The 25,376-nt window shown below is 61.8% G+C and carries 23 protein-coding genes and 2 pseudogenes; 14 read left to right on the top strand and 11 right to left on the bottom strand.

The window, feature by feature from the left end:
- Positions 1–69 precede the first annotated feature (69 nt).
- Entirely contained in the window at positions 70–468 is a 399-nt protein-coding gene (locus tag C4Q26_RS06880; RefSeq protein WP_023378887.1) for a nuclear transport factor 2 family protein, read from the bottom strand.
- A gap of 115 nt (positions 469–583) precedes the next feature.
- On the opposite strand from C4Q26_RS06880, the gene C4Q26_RS06875 reads away from it, so the two are divergent.
- Together C4Q26_RS06875 and C4Q26_RS06870 are read left to right on the top strand one after the other, a co-directional pair.
- Entirely contained in the window at positions 584–1,174 is a 591-nt protein-coding gene (locus C4Q26_RS06875) for a GNAT family N-acetyltransferase (protein WP_023378888.1), read from the top strand.
- The gene (locus tag C4Q26_RS06870) at positions 1,171–2,043 is read left to right on the top strand and encodes a carbon-nitrogen hydrolase family protein (protein WP_104882126.1); all 873 of its coding nucleotides are present in this window, start codon (positions 1,171–1,173) and stop codon (positions 2,041–2,043) included. The genes C4Q26_RS06875 and C4Q26_RS06870 overlap by 4 nt, the downstream gene beginning before the upstream one ends.
- A gap of 72 nt (positions 2,044–2,115) precedes the next feature.
- Here the strand turns inward: C4Q26_RS06870 and C4Q26_RS06865 are convergent, their stop codons facing one another.
- Positions 2,116–3,639, bottom strand: a complete 1,524-nt coding sequence (locus tag C4Q26_RS06865) for a fumarate hydratase (protein ID WP_023378890.1) — start codon at positions 3,637–3,639, stop codon at positions 2,116–2,118.
- A 249-nt stretch (positions 3,640–3,888) separates the two neighbouring features.
- On the opposite strand from C4Q26_RS06865, the gene C4Q26_RS06860 reads away from it, so the two are divergent.
- On the top strand, positions 3,889–4,809 hold the full coding sequence (locus C4Q26_RS06860; RefSeq protein ID WP_104882125.1) for an iron-sulfur-binding ferredoxin reductase: 921 nt from the start codon (positions 3,889–3,891) through the stop codon (positions 4,807–4,809).
- Between the two features lie 80 nt (positions 4,810–4,889).
- On the opposite strand, the gene pyk is transcribed toward C4Q26_RS06860, so the two are convergent.
- A complete protein-coding gene (gene pyk / locus C4Q26_RS06855; RefSeq protein ID WP_023378892.1) occupies positions 4,890–6,344 on the bottom strand; it encodes a pyruvate kinase in 1,455 nt (484 codons plus the stop codon).
- 180 nt (positions 6,345–6,524) lie between these two features.
- On the opposite strand from pyk, the gene C4Q26_RS06850 reads away from it, so the two are divergent.
- The 3 genes from C4Q26_RS06850 (at position 6,525) to sbcB (ending at position 8,878) form a co-directional block, all read left to right on the top strand.
- Positions 6,525–6,911: a hypothetical protein gene (locus tag C4Q26_RS06850; RefSeq protein ID WP_023378893.1), complete on the top strand. Its 387-nt coding sequence runs from the start codon at positions 6,525–6,527 to the stop codon at positions 6,909–6,911.
- 124 nt (positions 6,912–7,035) lie between these two features.
- Positions 7,036–7,395, top strand: coding sequence for a PilZ domain-containing protein (locus C4Q26_RS06845; protein WP_027908098.1), 360 nt, complete (start codon positions 7,036–7,038; stop codon positions 7,393–7,395).
- Positions 7,396–7,441: 46 nt separating this feature from the next.
- Positions 7,442–8,878 carry an exodeoxyribonuclease I gene (gene sbcB / locus C4Q26_RS06840; RefSeq protein ID WP_104882914.1) on the top strand — a complete coding sequence of 479 codons (1,437 nt, stop codon included), beginning with the start codon at positions 7,442–7,444 and terminating at the stop codon, positions 8,876–8,878.
- A 70-nt stretch (positions 8,879–8,948) separates the two neighbouring features.
- Here sbcB and mvaT read toward each other — a convergent pair whose 3' ends face one another.
- Positions 8,949–9,326: a histone-like nucleoid-structuring protein MvaT gene (gene mvaT / locus C4Q26_RS06835; protein ID WP_023378896.1), complete on the bottom strand. Its 378-nt coding sequence runs from the start codon at positions 9,324–9,326 to the stop codon at positions 8,949–8,951.
- A 278-nt stretch (positions 9,327–9,604) separates the two neighbouring features.
- Between mvaT and purU the strand changes: the two genes are divergently transcribed.
- Positions 9,605–10,456, top strand: coding sequence for a formyltetrahydrofolate deformylase (gene purU / locus C4Q26_RS06830; protein WP_023378897.1), 852 nt, complete (start codon positions 9,605–9,607; stop codon positions 10,454–10,456).
- Positions 10,457–10,470: 14 nt separating this feature from the next.
- Positions 10,471–10,704, top strand: a complete 234-nt coding sequence (locus tag C4Q26_RS28285) for a hypothetical protein (protein ID WP_104882913.1) — start codon at positions 10,471–10,473, stop codon at positions 10,702–10,704.
- On the opposite strand, the gene C4Q26_RS06820 is transcribed toward C4Q26_RS28285, so the two are convergent.
- From C4Q26_RS06820 to C4Q26_RS28705, 5 genes and pseudogenes are all read right to left on the bottom strand, one after another.
- Entirely contained in the window at positions 10,610–11,602 is a 993-nt protein-coding gene (locus tag C4Q26_RS06820; protein ID WP_104882123.1) for a lysylphosphatidylglycerol synthase transmembrane domain-containing protein, read from the bottom strand. The two genes, C4Q26_RS28285 and C4Q26_RS06820, sit on opposite strands and share 95 nt — an antisense overlap.
- Entirely contained in the window at positions 11,599–12,363 is a 765-nt protein-coding gene (locus C4Q26_RS06815; RefSeq protein WP_104882912.1) for a DUF2334 domain-containing protein, read from the bottom strand. The genes C4Q26_RS06820 and C4Q26_RS06815 overlap by 4 nt, the downstream gene beginning before the upstream one ends.
- The gene (locus C4Q26_RS06810) at positions 12,356–13,477 is read right to left on the bottom strand and encodes a glycosyltransferase family 1 protein (protein ID WP_104882911.1); all 1,122 of its coding nucleotides are present in this window, start codon (positions 13,475–13,477) and stop codon (positions 12,356–12,358) included. The genes C4Q26_RS06815 and C4Q26_RS06810 overlap by 8 nt, the downstream gene beginning before the upstream one ends.
- Before the next feature lie 171 nt (positions 13,478–13,648).
- Positions 13,649–14,245: pseudogene (locus C4Q26_RS28710) on the bottom strand (methyl-accepting chemotaxis protein); the annotation flags it as partial.
- A gap of 309 nt (positions 14,246–14,554) precedes the next feature.
- Positions 14,555–15,379 (bottom strand): annotated as a pseudogene (locus tag C4Q26_RS28705) (cache domain-containing protein); the annotation flags it as partial.
- Positions 15,380–15,691: 312 nt separating this feature from the next.
- Here C4Q26_RS28705 and C4Q26_RS06800 point away from each other — a divergent pair.
- A complete protein-coding gene (locus tag C4Q26_RS06800) occupies positions 15,692–17,167 on the top strand; it encodes a helicase HerA-like domain-containing protein (RefSeq protein WP_104882910.1) in 1,476 nt (491 codons plus the stop codon).
- Between the two features lie 109 nt (positions 17,168–17,276).
- Here the strand turns inward: C4Q26_RS06800 and C4Q26_RS06795 are convergent, their stop codons facing one another.
- Both C4Q26_RS06795 and C4Q26_RS06790 read right to left on the bottom strand, forming a co-directional pair.
- Entirely contained in the window at positions 17,277–18,749 is a 1,473-nt protein-coding gene (locus C4Q26_RS06795; protein WP_023378904.1) for an inorganic phosphate transporter, read from the bottom strand.
- Positions 18,750–19,062: 313 nt separating this feature from the next.
- Positions 19,063–19,263, bottom strand: coding sequence for a hypothetical protein (locus C4Q26_RS06790; RefSeq protein ID WP_023378905.1), 201 nt, complete (start codon positions 19,261–19,263; stop codon positions 19,063–19,065).
- A 536-nt stretch (positions 19,264–19,799) separates the two neighbouring features.
- Between C4Q26_RS06790 and pcaR the strand changes: the two genes are divergently transcribed.
- From pcaR to pcaF, 5 genes are all read left to right on the top strand, one after another.
- Complete coding sequence (pcaR, locus tag C4Q26_RS06785) at positions 19,800–20,675, top strand: pca regulon transcriptional regulator PcaR (protein ID WP_238346466.1); 876 nt, start codon at positions 19,800–19,802, stop codon at positions 20,673–20,675.
- 294 nt (positions 20,676–20,969) lie between these two features.
- Positions 20,970–22,313 (top strand): MFS transporter, encoded by a 1,344-nt coding sequence (locus C4Q26_RS06780; RefSeq protein WP_104882909.1) that lies wholly within the window; start codon positions 20,970–20,972, stop codon positions 22,311–22,313.
- A gap of 202 nt (positions 22,314–22,515) precedes the next feature.
- Complete coding sequence (locus tag C4Q26_RS06775) at positions 22,516–23,376, top strand: CoA transferase subunit A (protein WP_027908101.1); 861 nt, start codon at positions 22,516–22,518, stop codon at positions 23,374–23,376.
- On the top strand, positions 23,373–24,152 hold the full coding sequence (locus C4Q26_RS06770) for a CoA-transferase subunit beta (RefSeq protein WP_023378910.1): 780 nt from the start codon (positions 23,373–23,375) through the stop codon (positions 24,150–24,152). The genes C4Q26_RS06775 and C4Q26_RS06770 overlap by 4 nt, the downstream gene beginning before the upstream one ends.
- Positions 24,149–25,354 (top strand): 3-oxoadipyl-CoA thiolase, encoded by a 1,206-nt coding sequence (pcaF, locus tag C4Q26_RS06765; protein ID WP_177325259.1) that lies wholly within the window; start codon positions 24,149–24,151, stop codon positions 25,352–25,354. Before C4Q26_RS06770 ends, pcaF begins: the two co-directional genes overlap by 4 nt.
- The last annotated feature ends 22 nt before the right edge of the window (positions 25,355–25,376 follow it).

The raw sequence follows: 25,376 nt of genomic DNA, 5'->3' as shown, positions 1-25,376 counted from the left end.
GATCGCCAGCAAGCCGGCTCCTGCAGAATCGGTGGAGGAGCCGGCTTGCCGGTGATAGCGCGATTCGCTTCAGGCCACCTGCTCAACCCAGTCATTGAGGTTGTAGTAGTTGGTCACTCGGGCGATCTTGCCGCAATGAATATAGAAGAACGCCCCGGCCGGCAGCACATAGGTCTGTCCATTGGCCGGCGGCAAGCCCTCGTCATCGGCCAGATACGCCCCATGCACGGTGAACTCCGCTGCAGCCCGGCTGCCGTCGGCGTTCTGCATTACCACGATATCGGCCAGGCGCTCGCGGTAGCAACGGTTCATCTTGTCCATGAACGCGGCAAAGGCCGCCTTGCCCATCTGCCGCTCGCCCTGGTTGATGTCGTGGATCACATCTTCGCTGAGCAAGGCGAGAAAGGCCGGCATGTCGCCGGCATTGAAGGCGGCGTAGTAGGCGTTGACGAGTTCGGTAGCGGTCATGGCAATGTTCCTGTCGTGTACGGGAAAGGGATCGACGTTGGCCCGATGATAGGGTTTCCCCTCAAGCCCGGCTTAGCCGAGCACGTCATCCACATCGACAAAACGACCGCCAAGCATGGAAATCCGCCTGTTGCACGGCGCCGCCAGCGCGCCTTACATCGATGACCTCGCTCGCCTACGCCTTACAGTGTTCCGCGAGTTTCCCTACCTCTACGACGGCGACATGGAATACGAAGCCGATTACCTCGACACCTACGCGCGTTCCGGACGTAGCCTGGTCGTGCTGGCGCTCGATGACGGCAAGGTGGTCGGTGCCTCGACCGGCCTGCCGTTGGTCGATGTGGCCACGCAGTTCCAGCAGCCGTTCCTGGCCCAGGGGCGCGACCCTGCCAGCGTCTATTATTTTGGCGAGTCCGTGGTGCTTCCGGCTTATCGGGGGCGAGGCCTGGGTGTGCGATTCTTCATTGAACGTGAGTCCTACGCGCACAAACTGGCTGAGTTCGATCACTGTGCATTCTGTGCGGTCGAGCGCCCAGGCGCGCACCCGCGCAGGCCCGCCGACTACAAGCCCCTGCACGGCTTTTGGCGAAACCGCGGGTTCCTGCATGACCCCTCGCTGCGGACCACCTATGCCTGGCGCGACCTGGATGAGCAGGAGGAATCTGCCAAGCTGATGTCGTTCTGGGTCAAGGAACTGCCGATATGATTCGCCTGGCGGCTTGCCAGTACGCCATCGAGTTGCATGAAACCTGGGAAGCCTATGCCGGGCACTTACAGAGGCTGTGTGCGGCAGCGGTGGCCGAGGGCGCTCAATTGCTGCTGTTGCCGGAATACGCAGGGCTGGTACTGAGCGGGCAGTTACCGACGGAGCAGCGTGGCGACCTGAGAGCGTCCATCGCTGGCATCCAGCCCCTGGTGGAGCGTTGGCTGGCGTTGTGTGAAGGCATCGCTCGGCAATGGGGCGTTTACCTGCAGCCCGGCAGCTTGCCGGTGCTCGACAGTGATGGGCAGTACCGCAACCGCGCCTGGTTGTTCGGCCCGCAGGGGATGATGGGTTATCAGGACAAGCTGATGATGACCCGTTTCGAACGTGAGCAATGGAACATCGCAGCGGGGCAGGGGTTGCAGGTATTCGACACCCCTTGGGGGCGACTGGGCATTCTGATCTGTTATGACAATGAGTTTCCGATATTGGCCAGGCGTTTGGCGGAGCAAGGGGCCGACCTGATTCTGGCACCTAGCTGCACCGATACCGAAGCGGGTTTTCATCGGGTACGCATCGGCGCCCAGGCGCGAGCCCTGGAGAACCAGATCGCCGTTTTGCAAAGCCCTACGGTGGGCCTGGCGCCTTGGTCACCGGCCTTGGACGAAAACATTGGGCGGGCAGGGCTGTTCGTGCCACCCGATTTCGGGATGCCCAGCGATGGTGTGATTGCCCAGAGCGAGCAACTGAATCCGGCGAGCAGCCAGTGGTTGGTGTGCGAGGTGGACCTGGAGGCCGTGCGACGGGTGAGGCGAGAAGGGCAGGTGTTTACCCGTAGGGACTGGCCGGAGCAGTTCGAGAGGGTCGGCTAGGCTCGTACGGACCCATTGTCGGCAAGCCGGCACCTACAGGTTTTGTAGGGGCCGGCGCCGGTTACTACAGCCTTACTTCACTTCAACCGCCAGGCTTTCGGCGATTTTGCTCTGCCACAGGGCTGGGCCAGTGATGTGTACCGATTCGCCTTGGCTGTCCACGGCGACGGTCACTGGCATGTCCTTGACCTCGAACTCGTAGATCGCTTCCATGCCCAGCTCGGCGAAGGCCAGAACCTTCGACTTGCGAATCGCCTGGGCCACCAGGTAGGCGGCGCCGCCGACGGCCATCAGGTAGACGGCTTTGTTGTCCTTGATCGCTTCGATGGCAGCAGGGCCACGCTCGGATTTACCGATCATGCCCAACAGGCCGGTCTGCTCGAGGATCTGGCGGGTGAACTTGTCCATGCGGGTGGCGGTGGTCGGGCCGGCTGGGCCTACCACTTCGTCACCGACCGGGTCGACCGGGCCGACGTAGTAGATGAAGCGGCCTTTGAGGTCGACCGGCAGCTCTTCACCACGGTTGAGCATCTCGACCATGCGCTTGTGCGCAGCGTCGCGGCCGGTCAGCATCTTGCCGTTGAGCAGGATGGTCTCGCCCGGTTTCCAGCTGGCGACTTCTTCCGGCGTGATGTCGTCGAGGTTGACGCGACGGGCGCTCGGGCCGGCTTCCCAGACGATTTCCGGGTAGGCGTCCAGCGATGGCGCTTCCAGCTCGGCCGGGCCGGAGCCATCGAGCACGAAGTGCGCGTGACGGGTGGCGGCGCAGTTCGGGATCATGCACACCGGCAAGGAGGCGGCGTGGGTCGGGTAATCCATGATCTTGACGTCGAGCACGGTGGTCAGGCCGCCCAGGCCCTGGGCGCCGATGCCCAGTTGGTTGACCTTCTCGAACAGCTCCAGGCGGATCTCTTCGAGGCGGTTCTGTGGGCCGCGTGCTTTCAGTTCATGAATGTCGATGGACTCCATCAACACTTCCTTGGCCATGACCGCGGCTTTCTCGGCGGTGCCGCCGATGCCGATGCCGAGCATGCCAGGCGGGCACCAGCCTGCGCCCATGGTCGGGACGGTCTTCAGGACCCAGTCGACGATCGAGTCGGACGGGTTGAGCATGGCCATCTTCGACTTGTTCTCGGAGCCGCCGCCCTTGGCCGCGACATCGACTTCGACCTTGTCGCCAGGGACGATCGAGTAGTGGATGACAGCCGGGGTGTTGTCCTTGGTGTTCTTGCGGGCACCGGCCGGGTCGGCCAGGATCGAGGCGCGCAGGACGTTCTCAGGCAGGTTGTAGGCGCGACGCACACCTTCGTTGATCATGTCGTCGACGCTCATGGTGGCGCCGTCCCAGCGCACGTCCATGCCCACGCGGATGAACACGGTGACGATACCGGTGTCCTGGCAGATCGGGCGGTGGCCGGTGGCGCACATGCGCGAGTTGATCAGGATCTGGGCGATGGAGTCGCGCGCAGCAGGCGACTCTTCACGCAGGTAGGCCTCGTGCATCGCCTGGATGAAATCGACGGGGTGGTAGTACGAGATGAATTGCAGGGCGTCGGCGACGCTCTGAATCAGGTCGTCTTGCTTGATCACGGTCATGCAGCGCGCTCCTCTTAAAGACGGGAACATTCAAAAAGACGCTCGACGGTGCCGACCAGCGTGTCGAAGCGCCTTGCAAGGCGCCGGCTGGTCAGGCCGACGGAAAAAGGCGCGGCAGTATAGCGCGCCTGTGGCGATGAAACACCTGCGACTGGTCTGGACCATGGTCGGCAGCGCTTGGGCATCTTTTTTGCTGCCGTTGCGCCCTTGACTTACAGTGCAAGCGTGACTTTTGGAGAAACACCCACCATGCCCGAACTTTGCGTGGGCGAGCACCGCTGGGCGGTGCCGACCGGCAGTAACTTGCTCGATGCCCTCAACGAGGCAGGGTTCAACGTGCCTTTCAGTTGCCGGGCAGGCAGTTGCCATGCCTGCCTGGTGCATTGCCTGGATGGGCAGCCGGTGGATGCCTTGCCCGAGGCATTGGCACTGGAAAAGCACGCCCAGGGTTGGCGCCTGGCCTGTCAGTGCCGCGTGGTCGAGGATTTGCGCGTGGCGGTATTCGATCCGCTGCACGATGGCATTGCCGCGCAGGTCTGCGCGGTGGACTGGTTTGGCGAAGTGCTGCGTCTTCGTCTGCGGCCGGAGCGGACGTTGCGTTACCAGGCCGGGCAGCATGTGGTGCTGTGGAACGGCTCGCTGGCGCGGCCTTACTCCGTGGCAAGCCTGCCCGGCGAAGATGACTTTCTTGAGTTTCATATCGACTGCCAACGGCCAGGCGCCTTTTGCGACAAGGCGCGCGTGCTGCAGGTCGGTGACGTGCTGCGCGTGGGGGAGATTCGAGGCGGAGCGTTGCATTACGACCCAGACTGGCAAGCGCGACCGCTCTGGTTGCTGGCAGCGGGTACGGGGCTGGCGCCATTGTGGGGCATCTTGCGCGAGGCGTTACGGCAGGGGCACCAAGGGGAAATCAGGGTGGTGCATGTCACGCGCGATGACCTTGGGCACTACTTGGCGGGTCCGTTGCGGGAAATGGAGGGTGTTCAGGCCGAGCTGGTGCTGGCGGAGCATATGGAGGAGGCGCTGGCAGGGTTGCGGCCGTCATCGCGGCAGACCGTCGCGCTGGTGTGCGGGGCGCCGGGGAGCGTCGAGCGGTTCGCGCGGCGGTTGTTCATAGCCGGCGTGCCGAGGAATCAGGTGTTTGCCGACGTGTTCGTCGAGCATGCATGAGGCAGTTGCGACTGATCGCCAGTCAAGCCGGCTCCTGCAATCCTGTAGGAGCCAGCCTGCCGGCGATTGGGCCGGGGCTATCAGCCGACCAGCGGATCACCAACGTGCAGGATCTTCATGCCGTTGGTGCCACCGATGGTGTGGTAGCTGTCGCCCTTGGTCAGGATCACCCAGTCACCTTGCTCTACCAGGCCGCGCTTGAGCAGCTCGTCGACGGCCGCCTGGCTGACCTTGTCGGCTGGCAATGCCGCCGGGTCGAAGGCGATCGGGTAGACGCCGCGGAACATCGAGGCGCGAGCCTGGGTAGCGCGGTGTGGCGACAGGGCGAAGATCGGCACGTGCGAACGCAGACGCGACATGATCAGCGGGGTGTAGCCACTTTCGGTCAGCGCGATGATCGCCTTGACGCCTGGGAAGTGGTTGGCGGTGTACATGGCCGCCAGGGCGATGCTCTCGTCGCAGCGCTCGAACGTGGTGTGCAGGCGGTGGCTGGACTTCTGGCTGGTCGGGTGCTTCTCGGCGCCCAGGCAGATGCGGGCCATGGCCTGAACCGCTTCGATCGGGTAGGCACCGGCGGCGCTTTCGGCCGACAGCATCACCGCGTCGGTGTTGTCCAGCACGGCGTTGGCCACGTCCGACACTTCGGCACGGGTCGGCATCGGGTTCTGGATCATCGACTCCATCATCTGGGTCGCCACGATCACCGCCTTATTGTTGCGGCGGGCGTGCTGGATGATCTTCTTCTGGATGGCGATCAGCTCGGCGTCGCCGATTTCCACGCCCAGGTCGCCACGGGCAACCATCACCGCGTCGGAAGCGGCGATCAGGCCGTCGAGGGTTTCATCGTCGGCCACTGCCTCGGCGCGCTCGATCTTGGCCACCAGCCAGGCGCTGCCACCCGCTTCGTCCCGTAGCTTGCGGGCGTATTCCATATCTTTGGCGTCGCGTGGGAAGGACACGGCCAAGTAGTCCAGGTCCATTTCCGCGGCCAGCTTGATGTCTGCCTTGTCTTTTTCGGTCAGGGCTGGAGCGGTAAGGCCGCCACCTTTGCGATTGATGCCTTTGTGGTCCGACAGCGGGCCACCGACGATCACCACGCAGTGCAGGGCGTCGGCAGTGGCGGTTTCGACCCGCATCACCACGCGACCGTCGTCGAGCAGCAGTTCGTCACCGACGCCGCAGTCCTTGACCAGATCGGGGTAATCGATACCGACGATGTCCTGGTTGCCTTCGGTCAGCGGGTGGGCGGTGGAGAAAGTGAATTTGTCACCGACTTTCAGTTCGATGCGCTTGTTGCTGAATTTGGCGATGCGGATCTTCGGACCCTGCAGGTCGCCCAGCAGTGCGACATGGCGGCCGTTCTTGGCGGCGATGTCACGGATCAGGCGGGCGCGCGCCTTGTGCTCGTCCGGGGTGCCGTGGGAGAAGTTCAGGCGTGCCACGTCCAGGCCGGCGAGGATCAGCTGTTCGATCACTTCCGGCGAATTGCTGGCGGGGCCAAGGGTGGCGACGATTTTGGTACGGCGGATGGTCATGCACAGACTCCTATAGTGAAGCGCAGCGAAAGGCTACTCCTGAATCTCGCTGTAGTCATTGTTCCGTTGCACTACCTGCAACCAAGGCAGGGTGGCATTTGAACGGGCGGGGTATCCTTGCAAAAGGGTGTGAAGATTTGCGTGCAAAGGCCGATAATCTGGCATCAAAGGAGATTCCCCATGCGAGCCCTGATCGTTTTAGCCCTGGCGGCCAGCACCGTCGGTTGCACCCGCTGGTCCATGGACCATCATTTGAACAATGCCTACCGTGCCTATGACCGTGGCGATTGCCAGCGGGTCATGCTCGAACTGTCGCAGGTTGACCGAACCAGCCGTGCCCGGCCGTTCATCCATCCCGAAGTGTCCCTGCTGCGCGGCCAGTGCCTGGAGCGCCAGAAGCTGTTCGTCGATGCGGCGCAGACCTACGAGTACCTGATCCAGCAATATCCAGGCAACGAGTACGCCTATCGCGCTAAGGCACGCCTGCAAACGCTGGAGAAGACCGGTCATTATCGGGTGGGAGACACGGCAGTGGCGAACCCGGTCAACACCACTCCTTGGCGTTAACACCAACGTGTCAACTAATTCACGGGATTTGCCGCGAGTGTTGAGCTAACCTGTTAATTGGATGTAACAACCACTCGCCAGTCTCTTGCATTCCTGGCATCGGGTACGGACTGCAATAGCGATCATGTACAACCAACGCCATATCGAACGCCATCAGCTGCCTTGTGTGCTCAAGGTCTACAACCGCTTCACCGAGCAGCAGATCGGCTTTCTGGGTAATGCCTCGGAAGATGGCTTGATGTTGATCAGCCAGCTGCCGGTGCTGGTCGGCCCGGATTTCGAGTTGCAGCTGCGTCTGCCACTGGCCGGTGGCGGCTTGCAGTTCATCAACGTGACAGCCAGCTGCCTGTGGTGCCGTGAGGACCAGACCCCCGGCCACTACGATTCTGGTTTCATGCTCTTGCAAGCCCCCCGCGAGTACGACGATTTCGTCCGTTCATTGCGAGACTATTTCAGTTTTAACCCTGCCAACGCTTCCGCCTGAAGCTCGGTCCGCTAGAATCGGGACGACCTCGATACAGGACGACCCCGTGAGCTCCAGCATTTTCTGGCACGACTACGAAACCACCGGCATCAACCCACGCTGCGACCGACCGCTGCAGGTTGCCGGTGTGCGCACCGACCTCGATCTGAATGAGATCGAAGCGCCTATCAACCTCTATTGCCGCCCCTCCGACGACATCCTGCCGCACCCGGCCGCGTGCCTGGTAACCGGTATCACGCCCGAACAGTTGGCGACCCAGGGCCTGTGCGAAGCCGAATTCATGACCCGGGTTCACGAGCAGCTTGCGCGCCCGGGAACCTGTGGCGCGGGCTACAACACCTTGCGTTTCGATGACGAGGTCACGCGTTACAGCCTGTATCGCAACTTCTTCGACCCCTATGCCCGTGAGTGGCAGGGCGGTAATAGTCGTTGGGACCTGATCGACGTCGTGCGCACGGCTTACGCGCTACGCCCTGAGGGCATCGTCTGGCCCCAGCAGGAGGGCCGTACCAGCTTGCGCCTGGAGTTGCTCAGCCAGGCCAATGGCATTGTCCATGGGCATGCCCATGAAGCACTTTCCGACGTGCGGGCGACCATTGGGTTGGCCCGTCTGATTCGCCAGAAACAACCTAAGTTGTATGACTGGTTGTTCAACCTTCGCAGTAAGCACAAAGTGCTGGAACAGATTCGCTTGTTGCAGCCGCTGGTGCACATATCAGGACGTTTCTCGGCCGCGCGTCATTATCTGGGCGTGGTGTTGCCACTGGCCTGGCACCCGCGCAATCGCAATGCACTGATTGTGTGCGACCTGCATCAGGAAACCCTACCGTTATTAAGGGAAAGTGCCGAAGTCCTGCGAGCGCGCTTGTACACTCGGCATGAACATTTATCTGAGGGGCAACTACCGGTACCGCTGAAGTTGGTGCAAATCAACCGCTGCCCGGTAGTGGCTCCGCTATCGGTATTGCGCCCTGCAGATCAACAACGCCTTGGGCTGGACATGGCATTGTTGCAATCGCGCGGTGAGGCCTTGGCCACGCAACAGTCGGTTTGGCAAGACAAGCTTGAACACATCTATGGCATGGAAGATTTCACCCCCAGCGAAGACCCTGAACAGCAGTTGTATGACGGTTTCCTGGGAGAGCGTGACCGTCGTCTATGTGAACAAGTGCGTACCCTGGAACCAGCGCAATTAGGGCATGGCCACTGGATGTTCGATGACCCACGAATGCCTGAGTTGCTGTTCCGGTATCGTGCGCGAAACTTCCCCGAGACCTTGAACCCCCAGGAGCGTCAGCGCTGGTTCGCGTTCTGCCAGCAGCGTTTGAGCGACCCTTTGCACGGCGCCCCGAACACGCTGGCGGGCTTCGAGCAGGCCCGGCAGGGGGCTTGGGCCGATGCCGATGAAGCGGGGCGCAAGGTGCTGGACGCCTGGCAGGCCCATGCCGGGCAATTACAGGCACGGTTCGAATTGCACCCGTGAATGAGCCAACAAAAACGCCGGCATTAAGCCGGCGTTCGTGTTTGCAAAAGCGAGGAAACAGTGCGGACTATCAGTCCAGCAGAGTCGCCCAGCCTTCAACCACATCACCACCCCACTTGGCTTTCCATTCTTTCAGGGTCTTGTGGTTACCGCCTTTGGTTTCGATCACTTCACCGTTGTGCGGGTTTTTGTATTGCTTGACTTTGCGTGCACGCTTGGTGGTAGTGGTTTTAGCCACGGCGCGCGGGCCTTTGCTCAGTTTCGACTCTGGGTCGAGCAGGGCGATCACGTCGCGCAGCGACTTGGAGTATTCACCCATCAGTGCGCGCAGTTTGCCTTCGAACTCCAGTTCTTGTTTCAGCTTGTCATCCTGCGACAGGTTGGCCAGGCGGGCCTGAAGTTCCTTGATGGCTTCTTCGGTAGCGCGGTACTCGTTGATCAGGGACATGGAGTGTTCCTTAGTGCGTGTTCAGAAATGTGTGTGCCAATAATAGACAGGCGATACTCTCAAGTAAACATATAAATAAGCAATAAACTGTTAATTAGGTTGCGACAACATATTTCTTCGGTTAAGAAAAATTCACAAAACTCTCGATCCCGAGGTGGTAGTGCCAGGGACAGTGGCATAAGGCTGGCGCTGGCGGTGCGGGCGCACACGATCAATACTGCGTTTTTGCTGGTGTGCCGCTAGAATGAGCGCCTTTGCGAAGTTTTGGAGTCTTATTCATGCGCACCTATCGTCTGGTGATCGCCTGCCCCGACCGTGTAGGCATCGTGGCGAAAGTCAGTAATTTCCTGGCCTTGTACAACGGCTGGATCAACGAGGCCAGCCACCACTCCGACGAGCAAAGTGGCTGGTTCTTCATGCGCCATGAAATCCGTGCCGAGTCGCTGCCGTTCGGTATCGAAGCCTTCCGCGAGGCGTTCGCGCCCATCGCCGAAGAGTTCTCCATGACCTGGCGCATCACCGACTCTGCGCAGAAGAAGCGCGTGGTGTTGATGGCCAGCCGCGAATCCCATTGCCTGGCCGATCTGCTGCACCGCTGGCACACCGACGAGCTGGACTGTGAGATTCCTTGCGTGATTTCCAACCACAACGACCTGCGCAGCATGGTCGAGTGGCACGGGATCCCGTTCTTCCATGTGCCGGTGGACCCCAAGGACAAGGCCCCGGCCTTTGCCGAAGTGTCGCGCCTGGTTCAGGAGCATGCGGCCGACGTGGTGGTGCTGGCCCGCTACATGCAGATCCTGCCGCCGCAACTGTGCCAGGACTACGCTGAAAAAGTGATCAACATCCACCACAGCTTCCTGCCCTCGTTCGTTGGCGCCAAGCCTTACCACCAGGCTGCGCTGCGTGGCGTGAAGCTGATCGGCGCAACTTGCCACTACGTGACCGAAGAGCTCGATGCCGGCCCGATCATCGAACAGGACGTGGTCCGCGTGAGCCACGCCGACAGCATCGAAGATATGGTTCGCTTCGGCCGTGACGTCGAGAAGATGGTGTTGGCCCGTGGTCTGCGCTATCACTTGGAAGACCGTGTACTGGTCCACGGCAACAAAACGGTGGTCTTCGACTGATAGCGAGGTGGCCTGTGGCAGATCCGCGTGACAAGGCGGGTGCCTCGGCACATGCGACCCTCGGCGAGGGCTGCCTGGCCCGCTTCGATCCCGAAGCGCTGAGCGACGACGACGGCACCGAGTTTTCCGGTGCCGCCGAACTCTGGCAGCAGCTCAATGCGCCTGACCCCGCCAGCGCGCCAGCAACGGACGCGCCAGCAGGCACACGAACACCGGCCCTCCGGCAAGCAGATAGAAGTAGTAAGTGACTGCCCGCCAGATCAGCACTGCCGCCGCTGCGGTCGAGCTGCCGACCAAGGGGGTCAGCAAGCTCGCCGACGTCAGTTCTGCGGCGCCTGCACCACCTGGCAGCAAGCTGAACTGACCGGCGCTCAGCGAAAGCATCTGCACCAGAAAGCTCGGTATCCACGAAAGCTCCACACCCAATCCCCGCAGTACCAGGAACAACACGCTGTAGCGTAGGCTCCAGTGCGCGCAGGTGAGGGTGAATACCAGCGCCAGCGTGCGTTTGGGCAGGCGCCAGGTTTGCGCCAGGGCATGGATGAAGTGCAGCAGCTTGCGAGCCCAGCGTTGTCGACGTTGCCGGGCAACGCCAAGGCGCCTTAGCAGCCGCCCGATGAACCGCATCACCCGGCGTCGGTAGCGTAGTAAACCAACCACCAGCGCCAGCGCCACGCACAGCAGCGATGCGCTGCCCAGCAGCATGCTTTCCTGGCTTTGCCCGAGGCTGTGAAACGCGGCATAGCCGGCGATAGCCAGCAGGGCACAGAAGAAAAACACCAAGTCGTTCAGTTGGTCCATGGCAAACACCGCCCCGCTGCGCGCTGGGCCGATGCGATCATGGGCCAGCAGCGCCATCAAGGTCAGCGGTCCGCCGCTACCCCCCGGGGTGGTGCAGATTGCGAACTCGGTGGCCATCACCACGCCCAGGCTGCGTACCCGGCTAATCTTCTGCGCCTGCTGGCCGAGCAGCAGGCGCAGGCGAACGGCGTTGATGACCCAGCACAGCATGATCATCCCCAGCAGCGACATCATCAGTGTCGGTGCGAAGGCGCGTAGCCTGGGTAGCAGTTCGCTGCCGCCCAGCAGCGTCGGCACCAACACCGCCAAGAGCAAGGCCAGGACCAGCCAGCCCAGGCGGCTCATGCGATCACCTGGCGCTCCAGCCAGCTTGACTTGGTCAAGGGCTCGCGGCCTTCTGCCAGTAGGGTCTGGAGGGTGCGCAACCAGTACTGTCGTGAGTCGCGATGACGCATGTCCACCGGGTGCAGCCCCAGGCGCAGTGTCTCTGCCTCGCGCCAACGTCGGCATTGCCAGTCACAGAGCAGCCGAGACAGTCCCCGACGCCAGGCACTGCGGGCGCTCCATACCAAACCAGGGGCTGGGATGGCGGTGAACTCGGGCAGGCGGTACAGGTGCTGGGCTGTGCTGGTGTAGCGCAAGGGCAGATGGCGCAGCGCCTGTCGGGTGCCTTCGCTCATCAACCAGGCCGGTGCGACGAAACCTGCTACCGGCCAGCCTTGCCGCTCGAATAGCGCCAGGCCGCTTTCCAGGCGTTGCAGAGCTTGCTGGCGGTCCAGCCGGTAGAATTCGCCTTCATGGGTCAAGATACGGCGCATGAAGTATTCGCCAGGGCTGCGTGGTGGCGGCCCGTCATCGGCATGGTAGAAGCCATGCAAGGCAAGTTCGTCTCCCCGCGCCAAACGGTGTTCGAGCATGCGGCAGAAGGTGGGCGAGCGTGACAGCAGGTTGCGGTGATGGAAGTCCGGCACCACCAACCAGGTCATCGGCACATTGCCCAGTTGGTCGACGGCCTCGACGAACGGCTGGTAGTCGGGCCAGGTTTCGGGCGCGATGTCGTGCAGCACCAGCATCAGGCTGCGCGGCTTGCCGCTGTTTTCAACCATGGGCACGTACCTGCGGTGTGTGGCCGAGCACGGCCTGATAGTGCCCCAGCAAGCCGCTTACCACGCTGTCCCACGAGTAGTGTTGCTCTGCCTGGCAACGGGCTTGGACGCCTAGGTCGTGAATGCCTTCTTCGAACACCTCACGCACGGCGGTGGCCATGGCCCGGCCATCGTTGGGGCGGCACAGGCGCCCGCACCGGTCGTTGATGATCTCGCTGAACGCCCCGGCCCGCACCGCGACCACCGGGGTTGCGCTGGCCATCGCTTCGAGGATGACCAGGCCGAAGGTTTCCTGGTCGCCTGCGTGAACCAGCAGGTCGGCACTGGCCATCAGCCTGGCGACCTCATCGGGTGGGCAGAATCGATCGATCACGGTGACGTTGGCTGGCACATTGGCTGGCATGTTCGAGCCAACCAGCAACAGGTGATACGGTCGGCCCAGGCGCTCTATGCAGTCGAGCAGAACGGGCAGGTTCTTCTCCCGCGAACCGCGACCTGCGTAGATCAGCAGGCGGCTGGTGTCGGGAATCCTCAGTCTGGCTTTCAGATGCGGATCGCGGTGCCCAGGGTGGAAGGTCGACAGGTCGACGCCCAGAGGCTGCACATGAACTTGTTTAACCCCCAGGCGGCGCAGTTTGTCGGCCATGACTTGGCTGGGAGCCAGCACCCGGTCGAAGTTGCCATACAGCTTGCTGACATAGGCTTCGACATTGGGGGTGAACCAGTTGCCCATCCGATTGCTGACCAGCAAGGGGAGATCGGAATGATAGAAACCGATCACCGGCACGTTGAGCTTGCGCCGCGCTTCCAGGGCTGCCCAGGCGGTCAGGTAGGGGTCGCCCACCTCGATCAGGTCGGGCTTGAGGCGGCGAAGCACGTTGCACCAAGGGGCCAGGCGCACCGGGAAGCGGTAGCCGTTGCCAAACGGCAGGGGAGGAGCGGGCACCTGATAGATGCCGTTGTCGTGGCTGGCGCTGGCGCCGGGGATCAAGAGACTGTGGCGCACGCCTGCAATGGCGTCGAGTCGATGGTGTTTGGCATCAAGATAGGTACGTACGCCGCCGCTCGCCGGGGCGTAGAACATGGTGATGTCAGCAATGTGCACGATCAGCATCCCTCCGGGATCGTCTTCGGGTCTGTCATCCGGCTGCAACGGGCCGGCGATGACGCGCCTAAAGGTTGACCTTCCTGAAGAATAGTTTGTTCGATCGGGGTAGGGGGCTTGGCGGGATAGCTTTGAACGACAGGAGCAGGCAGGCGGACTGCCTGCTCCTGTGGCGTGCGGTCAGATGCGGAACGTGCCGACCAGATGCTTGAGGCGGCTCGCTTGCTGCTCCAGGTCAGAGCATGCACGCAGGGTGGCCTGGAGGTTTTCGACGCCTTCCTGGTTGAGCATGTTGATTTCGTTGATGTCCATGTTGATCGAATCGACCACGGCGGTCTGTTCCTCGGTGGCGGTGGCCACCGACTGGTTCATGCCGTCGATCTCGCCGATGCGCACGGTCACGCTGTCCAGACGCTCGCCGGCCTGGTTGGCGATCTCCATGCTGTCCTGGCTGTGGCGCTGGCTTTGGCCCATGGTCTCCACCGATTCGCGGGCACCGATCTGCAGTTCCTCGATCATGGTCTGGACCTGCTGCGCCGATTCCTGCGTGCGGTGGGCCAGGTTGCGCACTTCATCGGCTACCACGGCAAAGCCTCGGCCAGCCTCGCCGGCGCGGGCAGCCTCGATCGCGGCGTTGAGTGCCAGCAGGTTGGTCTGCTGGGAGATACTGGTGATGACTTCGAGAATCTGGCCGATGTTGACGGTCTTGCTGTTGAGGGTCTCGATGTGCGCGCTGGAGCTGACGATCAGGTCGGACAGGCGGTTCATCGCCTCGATGTTGCGCTCCACTACTTGCTGGCCTTCCTCGGCCAGCAGGCGAGCCGAGCTGGCGTGTTGCGAGGCTTGGGCCGCATTGCCAGCGATCTCCTGGGCGGCAGCACCCAGTTCGTTGATGGCGGCGGCGACGCTGTTGGTGCGGTTGGACTGTTCGTCGGAGTTGGCCATCGACGAGTTCGATGCGCTGATGACCCGAAGGGCTACTTCATTGACCTGCTCGGTGGCCGAGGACACTTCGCGGATCGAGCTGTGGATACGCTCGACGAAGCGGTTGAAGGCGGTACCCAGAATACCGAACTCGTCGTGGCTGTGGATTTTCAGCCGCTTGGTCAGGTCGCCTTCGCCTTCGGCGATGTCTTCCATCGCTCGGGTCATGGTGTGCAGCGGCTGCATGAGTGCGCGGATCAGCAGGCCGAGCAGACCGATGATGATCACCACGGCAACGACCGTGGCGATGACCGCCGAGGTGCGGAAAGTGCTCAGCATGGCGAAGGCTTTTTGCTTGTCCACCGACAGGCCGATGTACCAGTTGGCCGATGGCAGGCCTTTGATCGGCGTGAAGGTCAGCAAGCGCGCCTGACCGTCGGTATCGACTTCGGTCAGTTCACCGGACAGCTTGGGGGTCTTTTGCGGGAACAGGTCCGACAGCGACTTCATCACCAGCTCTTTGTCCGGGTGAACCAGGATCTTGCCTTGATCGTTGACCAGGAAGGCATAACCCATGCCGCCGAAGTTCAGCGAGTTGACGATCCGTACCAGGCCATCGAGGTCCAGGTCGCCGCCGACCACGCCGACGGAGCCGGAAACCTTGTTGATGATGCCGATGACCATCTTGTTGGTGGCCATGTCGATGTACGGTTCGGTAAGCGTCACGCCGGAGGCGTTCATGCCGTCCTTATACCAAGGGCGGGTACGTGGATCGTAGCCATCGGGCATCTTGGTGTCGGGGCGGACACTGAAACCACCATCGACCTTGCCCAGGTACACGGTCAGGAAGCTGGAGGTCAGGGCATTCTGGCCCATCAAGGTCTCAGCCTTGGCGGGTTCCTGGGCAATGTTCTGTGCCAGATTCTCCACCAGTTTTATGCGACCTTCGAACAGGTTGCGAATGTTGGTCGAAGTGGATTCGCCCATTTCAGCCAGATAATTCTCCAGATTTTCCCGGATCGCATTACGCTGGAGGTAATCGTTGTAGAGGGTGAACAAACTGAAGGCGAGTATCACGATCAGTGAGGCTGCCAATAGGATCTTATGGCTGAAACGAAGGCTTTTGTTCATGGCGTAATCGGTTCCGCTAAGGTTTTTATCGGGCGTTCGCACGAATACAGCAGTCAAACAGTGCAACATCCCGGAAAGTCCTTTTTCGGTTGTTCCTGCTTTGAAGGCGAATATCACATGGGTGTATCGGCCGATTCAGGGTGAAGCTTGAGTAGAGGAAGAGAGAACATGTCGGATTCTTCGCAATTAGTTGTCGGCGCAGGTTTGGATGGCCAGCCCGTCACCCAAGCCATGCGCCTGGCCAACCGTCATGGTTTGGTCGCCGGGGCCACGGGGACGGGTAAAACCGTCACACTTCAGCACCTTGCGGAAGCTTTCAGCGATGCGGGGGTGGCGGTATTCGCGGCCGATGTCAAAGGTGACCTGTGTGGCCTGGGGGCGATGGGGGCCCCGCAAGGCAAGGTAGCCGAGCGGATTGCCGGCATGCCCTGGTTGGGACACACGCCACAGGCTTATCCGACCAGCCTCTGGGATATCGCTGGCCAGTCCGGTCACCCGCTGCGTACCACCCTCAGCGAAATGGGGCCGCTGTTGCTGGGCAACTTGCTTGAACTGACCGACAGCCAACAGGCCGCGCTGTATGCCGCGTTCAAGGTGGCGGACCGCGAAGGCCTGTTGCTGCTGGATCTGAAGGACCTCAAGGCTCTGCTAGGGCATTTGAAGGACAACCCACAATTGCTCGGCGAAGACAGCGCTCTGATGACTGGCGCCTCGACCCAGGCACTGTTGCGTCGGCTGGCCACCTTGGAGCAGCAAGGCGCCGAGGCCCTGTTCGGCGAGCCAGCCTTGCAGCTCGAAGATCTGCTGCGCCCTGACCACGACGGGCGTGGGCGCATTCACCTGCTCGATGCCAGCCGCCTGGTGCATGAGGCGCCGAAGGTGTATGCGACCTTCCTGCTATGGCTGCTGGCTGAGCTGTTCGAGCAACTGCCGGAGCGTGGGGATGCCGACAAGCCTGTGCTGGCGCTGTTCTTCGATGAAGCCCACTTGTTGTTCAACGATACGCCCAAGGCTTTGCAGGACCGGCTGGAGCAGGTGGTGCGGCTGATCCGCTCAAAAGGAGTGGGGGTTTATTTCGTCACTCAGTCACCGGGCGATCTGCCGGATGCCGTGCTGGCTCAACTGGGATTGCGCATCCAGCATGGTCTGCGGGCATTCACCGCCAAGGAGCAGAAGTCGCTACGGGCGGTGGCTGATGGTTTTCGGCCGAATCCTGCGTTCGATACCTTGGCTGTGCTGACCGAGCTGGGTATCGGCGAGGCCTTGGTGGGAACGCTGGAGGAGAAGGGCACGCCAGCGATGGTCCAGCGCGTGCTGATCGCCCCGCCGCAGTCGCGGATCGGGCCGCTCACGGCAGCCGAGCGAAGTGCCTTGATCGCCGGCTCACCGTTGCTAGGACGCTATGACAAGCCGGTCGACCGCGAGTCGGCGTACGAGATGTTGAGTCAACGCAAAGGTGAGCCGGTGGAGCCTACGCCGGTGCCCAAGGTGGATGAAGACAGTTTTGCCGACAAGGCCGGGGAGTTCTTGCAGAGTGCGGCAGGGCAGGCAATCAAGTCGGCGGTGCGGCAAGCGGCCAACCAGTTGGGGCGCCAGCTGGTGCGGGGGTTGATGGGGTCGTTGTTGGGAGGCAGGAAGCGGTAGTGAACCTGCGCCGACCCTTGCGCGGGTAATCACGCTCTTACTAAGCAGGGGCGGAGAGCAGATATGAAAAGGGCGCCCGAAGGCGCCCCTTTCACATGTGCAGTATCACTTAGCCAATGGCTTTCGACGCCAGCCAGAACAGGCCGGCCGCGAGGCCCATCGAGGCCGGCAGGGTCAGGACCCAGGCCAGCAGGATGGTTTTCACGGTACCGCCTTGCAGGCCGCTCTTGTTGGCGACCATGGTACCGGCGACGCCGGATGACAGGACGTGGGTGGTCGACACCGGCAGGCTGAACACGTTGGCCATACCAATGGCGCAGGCTGCGGTGATCTGTGCCGACATGCCTTGGGCGTAGGTCATGCCCTGTTTGCCGATTTTCTCGCCAACGGTCAGTACCACGCGTTTCCAGCCGACCATGGTGCCCAGGCCCAATGCCAGCGCAACGGCAACGATCACCCAGAACGGAGCGTACTCGGTGGTGGCGGTGAGGTCCTTGCGCAGTTTTTCCAGGTCGGCCTTCTCACGGGCTTCCAGGCCTGGCAGCTTGCCGACCTTCTTGGCCGTGTCATCCAGGCAGAGCAGGTAGCGACGTACTTCCACGCGTTTTTCCGCGCTCAGGTCGCGGTAGTCGGTCACGCCTTGCAGCGAGGTCTGCAGTGCCGCGATGGTGGGTTCGGTCTGCTGGGGGTTGCAGCTGAACTGTTCCGGCAGGTCGCTGGCCTTGGCCTTGCCCAGCGCCAGGAATTCGCCCAGGGTCGCGGCGTTGCGCTGGTAGAACTGGCTCATGTGCAGGGTGGCGTCGCGGGTACGCTCGATCTGGTAGGTCGTGCTGTTCAGGTCGAGGACGAATTTGGCCGGGACGATACCGATCAGGACCAGCATGATCAGGCCAATGCCTTTCTGGCCGTCGTTGGAACCGTGCACGAAGCTCACGCCCATGGCCGAAATAACCAGCACCAGGCGGTTCCAGAAGGGGGGGTGTTTCTTGTCGTCGAGCTTGCGACGCTGCTCGGGCGTCTTGTGCATCTTCGACAGCGGGCGCCACCATTTCAGTCCGATCAGGACCAGGGCTGCCACGGCGAAGCCCGCCATGGGCGAGACCACCAGGGACATGGCGATGTCGATCGCCTTCTGCCAGTTGACGCCGTCACCCAGCGGAATGTCGTTGATCAAGGCATTGGCCAGGCCCACACCGAGGATCGAGCCGATCAGCGTGTGCGAGCTGGAGGCGGGGATGCCGAAATACCAGGTGCCGAGGTTCCAGGTGATGGCCGCAGCCAACAGCGAGAAAACCATGGCCAGGCCATGCCCGGTGTTCACATTGATCAGCAATTCGACTGGCAGCAGGTGCACGATGGCATAGGCCACCCCGACTCCGCCGAGCAAAACGCCGAGGAAGTTGAACACGCCGGAGAAGAATACGGCGAGGTGCGGCGGCATGGCTTTGGTATAGATGACGGTGGCTACCGCGTTGGCGGTGTCATGAAAGCCATTGATGAACTCGAATGCGAGCACGAATGTCAGCGCGAGCAGCAAGCTCACCAACACCCAGGCATCCAGTCCGCTGAATAAATCGATCATGAAGGTTGTCTGGCGGTCAAAGGGGGCGCGATTATGCCAGAAAACCTTGGCAATCGATGCACCTGCTGCTGACCGATGGCAGTCATTCTCGACCTGGGTTCGGACGCCGAAGCCGTATTTCAGGCAGATTAATGGCGCCTAAAAGTCGTGAAAACCCTGTAATTTCGGCAAATTATCAAAAAAAACAGTGCGGCCTCCCGGTTCAAACGGTCGTATGAAATTTGTGTAATTCCATTTCATCCCCGATCTCCCGGTAAAGATCGCCCGCGCCCTGGCCTTTCAGCCTGCGGCGCGGATGCCAGGGATCGGACGCTCAGGATTTCTCGCTGCGCAGTTCCTTTTCCATCTTTTCCAGTTCATGGCTGAAGGCTTGGTCTTGCACGGTGGCTCGTTTACGCCAGGGTTTGCGTTCCGGGTCCGGTTGGGCGGCGTAGGTTGTAACTTCCCCGCCGTAAACTTCCTTGTAACGTTCAGCCTGGCGCTCGAGTTCCGCGCGCAGTTCATCTTTCGTCACAGTAATACCTGAATGAGTTGGTTACCTATTTGTTGTTTGCCAGGTGCGTTGCGTCCACGCGGGTATCGCCTGTCGACGCTCTGGGTATTCGCCGAAAGCGCATGGAACAGCGGAAGGCGTGAATCAGCAGCCTGAGTGCTGGCGATTGGATAAGCATGACCCCGGTGAAGTCCATGACCGCGTCTCGATCCGGGCCAGCAGAATCGATTATAGCAACCGTTAATTCGTCGAACAGGGTTATTTACCCAATACTGACATCGCCTACGCAAGTTGTTGTCGCGTTCGCCACGAAGTGCTGGGGTTCGATGTTGGAACAACAGAAGCGGAAGTCGGTGTTGCAAGAGGATAATGAAAAACGGCCTCGCGCGAGGCGAGGCCGTTGCCTGGGGACTTCTACGGTGGGTACCTGACCAGTCTCTCCAAAGAAGCCACATGTGGCAGGAGAAAGGTATAAGCAAAAGTGTCAGCGGTCAATTGCGATTATCGGCCGTTCGTTCGATAATCGCACGAGCGAGCGATTTTTTTAGAGGTGTGCGATGAGCGATGAAACCCTGGTCAATGAGTCTGCCCACGCAGAGCCGGTGCGTGGTGCCGCTCCCTCGTTGGCACCACCGATCGTGGCTTCACCGGCCAAGCGGATCCAGGCGTTCACGGGCGACCCTGACTTCATGACCTCACTGGCGCGGGGACTTGCAGTGATCCAGGCGTTCCAGGAGCGCAAGCGCCACCTGACCATCGCCCAGATCAGCCACCGTACCGAGATTCCACGGGCTGCCGTTCGGCGTTGCCTGCATACCTTGATCAAGCTGGGGTATGCGACCACCGACGGGCGCACGTATTCATTGCTGCCCAAAGTGCTCACCCTTGGGCATGCCTACCTGTCTTCGACGCCGCTGGCCGTTTCGGCGCAGCCTTATCTGGACCGCATCAGTGACCAACTGCATGAGGCGGCCAACATGGCCACGCTCGAAGGTGACGACATTCTTTATATCGCGCGTTCGGCAACGGTCGAGCGGCTGATCTCGGTCGATCTGTCGGTAGGTGGGCGGTTGCCGGCCTATTGCACGTCGATGGGCCGCATCCTGCTGGCTGCGCTGGACGACGCCAGCCTCAGGGAGTACCTGGAACGGGCGGACCTCAAGGCGCGTACCAGTCGCACATTGCATGACCCCGATTCATTGTTCGCCTGCATCCAGCAAGTGCGTGCCCAGGGCTGGTGTGTGGTGGATCAGGAGCTGGAACAAGGGCTGCGATCGATTGCAGTACCCATCTATGACGCATCGGGTCAGGTGCTGGCTGCCTTGAATGTCAGCACCCACGTGGGCCGCGTCAGTCGCAGCGAGCTGGAGCAGCGGTTCCTGCCGATTCTGTTGGCCGCCAGCCAAGACCTGTGCCACCAGCTTTTTGGCTGAGGCGAGGCGTGGCAGCGTTTCCTGTTCGATAAACGCACAGTGTCGTTGCTGGTCAATTGCGCAGTCCCAAGGCGCTGATTAATGTCTCTCGCAACGGTCGGCTTTGCCGACCGAACAAAAACAACACGAGAGATACCTTGATCATGAACACTGTCGCTTCGCTGCTGCGGCCGCACCCGCACGCAGTGCCCTCGTATCCAGGCTGATTCCAGCCGCACTCCACCGACTTTCGAATACGTTGCTCGTGCCTCGCGTGCAGTGGTTTGTCCGTGCCCATCATTCTGGATAACAACAATGAATCAACCGCAATCTGTCGGGAACAGCCTCGACGTCCAGTCGTTCATCAATGAACAGCCTCTGTCCCGCTTTCAGTGGCGGGTGGTGATCCTCTGCTTCCTTATTGTCTTCCTTGACGGCCTGGATACAGCCGCCATGGGTTTCATCGCGCCGGCCTTGTCCCAGGAGTGGGGCATCGACCGCGCCAGCCTGGGCCCGGTGATGAGTGCGGCGCTTATCGGCATGGTGTTCGGGGCCCTCGGCTCGGGGCCTTTGGCTGACCGCTTCGGTCGTAAAGGTGTACTGGTGGGGGCCGTGCTGGTGTTCGGCGGCTTCAGCCTGGCTTCGGCCTACGCCACCAATGTCGATCAGTTGCTGGTGCTGCGCTTCCTGACCGGCCTGGGTCTGGGGGCAGGCATGCCCAACGCCACCACCTTGCTGTCCGAGTACACCCCCGAGCGCCTGAAGTCGCTGCTGGTGACCAGCATGTTCTGTGGCTTCAACCTGGGCATGGCGGGTGGTGGTTTCATTTCCGCCAAGATGATCCCGGCCTACGGCTGGCACAGTCTGCTGGTGGTGGGTGGTGTGCTGCCTCTGCTGCTGGCCTTGGTGCTGATGATCTGGCTGCCGGAGTCGGCGCGTTTTCTGGTGGTGCGTAACCGGGGCACCGACAAAGTGCGCAAGACCCTGGCACCGATCGCCCCTGCGGTGATCGCTCAGGCGGCCAGCTTCAGTGTGCCCGAACAAAAAGCGGTAGCTGCTCGCAACGTGTTTGCAGTGATCTTCTCCGGTACCTATGGCGTCGGCACTTTGCTGCTGTGGCTGACCTATTTCATGGGCCTGGTGATCGTGTACCTGCTGACCAGCTGGCTGCCCACACTGATGCGTGACAGCGGTGCCAGCATGGAACAGGCGGCCTTCATTGGTGCTTTGTTCCAGTTCGGCGGCGTGCTCAGTGCGGTCGGGGTGGGTTGGGCCATGGACCGCTTCAACCCGCACAAGGTCATTGGCATCTTCTACCTGCTGGCCGGCGTGTTTGCCTACGCAGTGGGGCAGAGCCTGGGCAACATTACCTTGCTGGCCACACTGGTGCTGATCGCAGGTATGTGCGTGAACGGTGCGCAGTCGGCGATGCCCTCGCTGGCGGCGCGCTTCTACCCGACCCAAGGCCGTGCCACCGGGGTTTCGTGGATGCTGGGCATCGGCCGTTTCGGCGCGATTCTGGGTGCCTGGAGCGGTGCGACCCTGCTGGGCCTGGGCTGGAGCTTCGAGCAGGTACTGACTGCCTTGCTGGTGCCCGCAGCGCTGGCGACGGTGGGTGTAGTCGTCAAAGGGTGGGTGAGCCACGCGGACGCGACCTGATCCTGGCCGGCAAGCGGGTGTCTGCGGGGCGTTGCAAGCCCCGCGTGAGCCCGGCTTGCTGGCGATGAGGTCTTGAGAGACAGAAGGTTAGCCTGGCAACAAATTGTTCGATAAACGCACAAATAGTCGATTATCGGATTGTAGCCACCCACCAGTCTCCTTAATCTGAGTTCAACGTAGCACCCTGACCAGGAGTCTCCCCATGGCTGCAATCCTCCCGCTTCACGAAGCTGTGAAGCAGTTCATTCAAGACGGCGATACCGTCGCGCTCGAAGGCTTCACCCACCTGATCCCGACCGCCGCTGGCCACGAGATCATCCGTCAGGGCAAGCGCGACCTTACCCTCGTGCGCATGACCCCGGACCTGATCTACGACCAGCTGATCGGCGCCGGCTGCGCCAAGAAGATCATCTTCTCGTGGGGCGGCAACCCAGGTGTCGGTTCGCTGCACCGTCTGCGTGACGCGGTCGAGAAGCAGTGGCCGCACGCGATCGAAATCGAAGAGCACAGCCACGCCGACCTCGCCAACGCTTACGTCGCTGGTGCTTCCGGCCTGCCATTCGCGGTGCTGCGTGCCTACGCCGGTTCCGACCTGCCGAAGGTCAACCCGCTGATCAAGAGCGTTACCTGCCCGTTCACCGGCGAAGTCCTCGCCGCGGTACCGTCGGTGCGTCCGGACGTCACCGTGATTCACGCGCAGAAGGCCGACCGTAAAGGTAACGTGTTGCTGTGGGGCATCCTCGGCGTCCAGAAAGAAGCCGCCCTGGCCGCCAAGCGTTGCATCGTCACCGTCGAAGAAATCGTCGATGACCTGCAGGCACCGATGAACGCCTGTGTCCTGCCGACTTGGGCGCTGAGCGCAGTCTGCCTGGTACCGGGTGGCGCACACCCGTCCTATGCCCATGGTTACTACGAGCGTGACAACCGCTTCTACCAGGATTGGGACCCGATTGCGCGCAACCGCGAGTCGTTCAGCGCCTGGATCGACACTTATATCCGTGGCACCGCTGACTTCAACGAATACAAGGCCAAGCTGGCCAGCTCCTCGGAGGCTGCACAATGAGCTACTCCACCTCTGAAATGATGACCGTCGCCGCTGCCCGTCGCCTGCGCAACGGCGCTGTCTGCTTCGTCGGCATTGGCCTGCCATCCAAGGCTGCCAACCTGGCTCGGCTGACCTCCTCGCCAGACGTGGTGCTGATCTACGAGTCTGGCCCGATCGGTGCCAAACCGAGCGTACTGCCGCTGTCGATCGGTGACGGCGAGCTGGCCGAAACCGCCGATACCGTGGTGCCGACCGGCGAGATCTTCCGCTACTGGCTGCAGGGTGGTCGTATCGACGTGGGCTTCCTCGGTGCCGCCCAGGTGGACCGCTTCGGCAACATCAACACCACCGTGGTGGGTGACTACCATGCACCCAAGACCCGTCTGCCGGGTGCGGGTGGCGCGCCGGAAATTGCAGGTTCCGCCAAGCAAGTACTGATCATCCTCAAGCAGTCGACCCGTGCCTTCGTCGACAAGCTGGACTTCATCACCTCGGTCGGTCACGGCGAGGGTGGCGATTCGCGCAAGCGCCTGGGCCTGCCAGGTGACGGCCCTGTCGGGATCATCACCGACCTGTGCATCATGGAGCCTGAAGCTGGCACCAACGAGTTCGTGGTCACCTCGATTCACCCTGGCGTCACCCGCGAGCAGATCGTTGCCGCCACCGGCTGGGCGATCCGTTTCGCCGACGATGTGCAGACCACCAGCGCACCGACCGAAGTCGAACTGACCGCTCTGCGCGACCTTGAAGCCCGTACCGCCGTGGCCCATGGCCAGGTGGCAGGAGAAGCCTGATGCGTGACGTATTCATCTGTGACGCCATCCGCACCCCGATCGGCCGCTTCGGCGGTGCCCTGGCCGGTGTGCGTGCCGACGACCTCGCCGCAGTGCCGCTCAAGGCGCTGATCGAGCGCAACCCGTCGGTACAGTGGGACCAGGTCGATGAGGTGTTCTTCGGCTGCGCCAATCAGGCTGGCGAAGACAACCGCAACGTGGCGCGCATGGCGCTGCTGCTCGCGGGCCTGCCCGAGAGCATTCCCGGCGTCACCCTCAACCGTCTATGTGCTTCGGGCATGGACGCTATCGGCACGGCCTTCCGCGCCATCGCCAGCGGCGAAATGGAGCTGGCCATTGCTGGCGGCGTCGAGTCGATGTCGCGTGCCCCGTTCGTCATGGGTAAGGCCGAGAGCGCTTACTCGCGCAACATGAAGCTCGAAGACACCACCATCGGCTGGCGTTTCATCAACCCGCTGATGAAGAGCCAGTACGGCGTGGACTCGATGCCCGAGACCGCCGACAACGTCGCCGACGACTACCAGGTATCGCGTGCCGACCAGGATGCGTTTGCCTTGCGTAGCCAGCAGAAGGCCGCAGCGGCCCAGGCTGCCGGCTTCTTCGCCGAGGAAATCGTCCCCGTCCGCATCACCCACAAGAAGGGTGAGACTCTGGTCGAGCAGGATGAACATCTGCGTCCGGAGACCACCTTGGAAGCGCTGACCAAGCTCAAACCGGTCAATGGCCCGGACAAGACCGTCACCGCTGGCAACGCGTCGGGTGTCAACGACGGCGCCGCAGCCCTGATCCTGGCGTCGGCCGAGGCAGTGAAGAAACATGGCCTGACCCCACGTGCTCGAGTGCTCGGCATGGCCAGCGCCGGTGTGGCGCCCCGTGTCATGGGCATTGGCCCGGTACCGGCAGTGCGCAAGCTCACCGAGCGTCTGGGTGTGGCGGTTGGCGACTTCGATGTCATCGAGCTCAATGAAGCGTTCGCCAGCCAAGGCCTGGCGGTGCTGCGCGAGCTGGGTGTGGCCGATGACGCGCCGCAGGTCAACCCCAATGGCGGCGCCATCGCCCTGGGCCACCCGCTGGGCATGAGTGGTGCGCGTCTGGTCCTGACTGCGCTTCACCAGTTGGAGAAGAGCGGTGGGCGTAAAGGCCTGGCGACCATGTGCGTGGGTGTAGGCCAAGGTCTCGCCCTGGCCATCGAACGGGTCTGACCCGTACCGGCGCTATTGCCGG

Origin of the sequence: Pseudomonas sp. SWI44 (assembly GCF_002947915.1) — a bacterium.
Taxonomy (GTDB): domain Bacteria; phylum Pseudomonadota; class Gammaproteobacteria; order Pseudomonadales; family Pseudomonadaceae; genus Aquipseudomonas; species Aquipseudomonas taiwanensis.
This window is presented reverse-complemented; position numbering and strand designations above follow the sequence as displayed.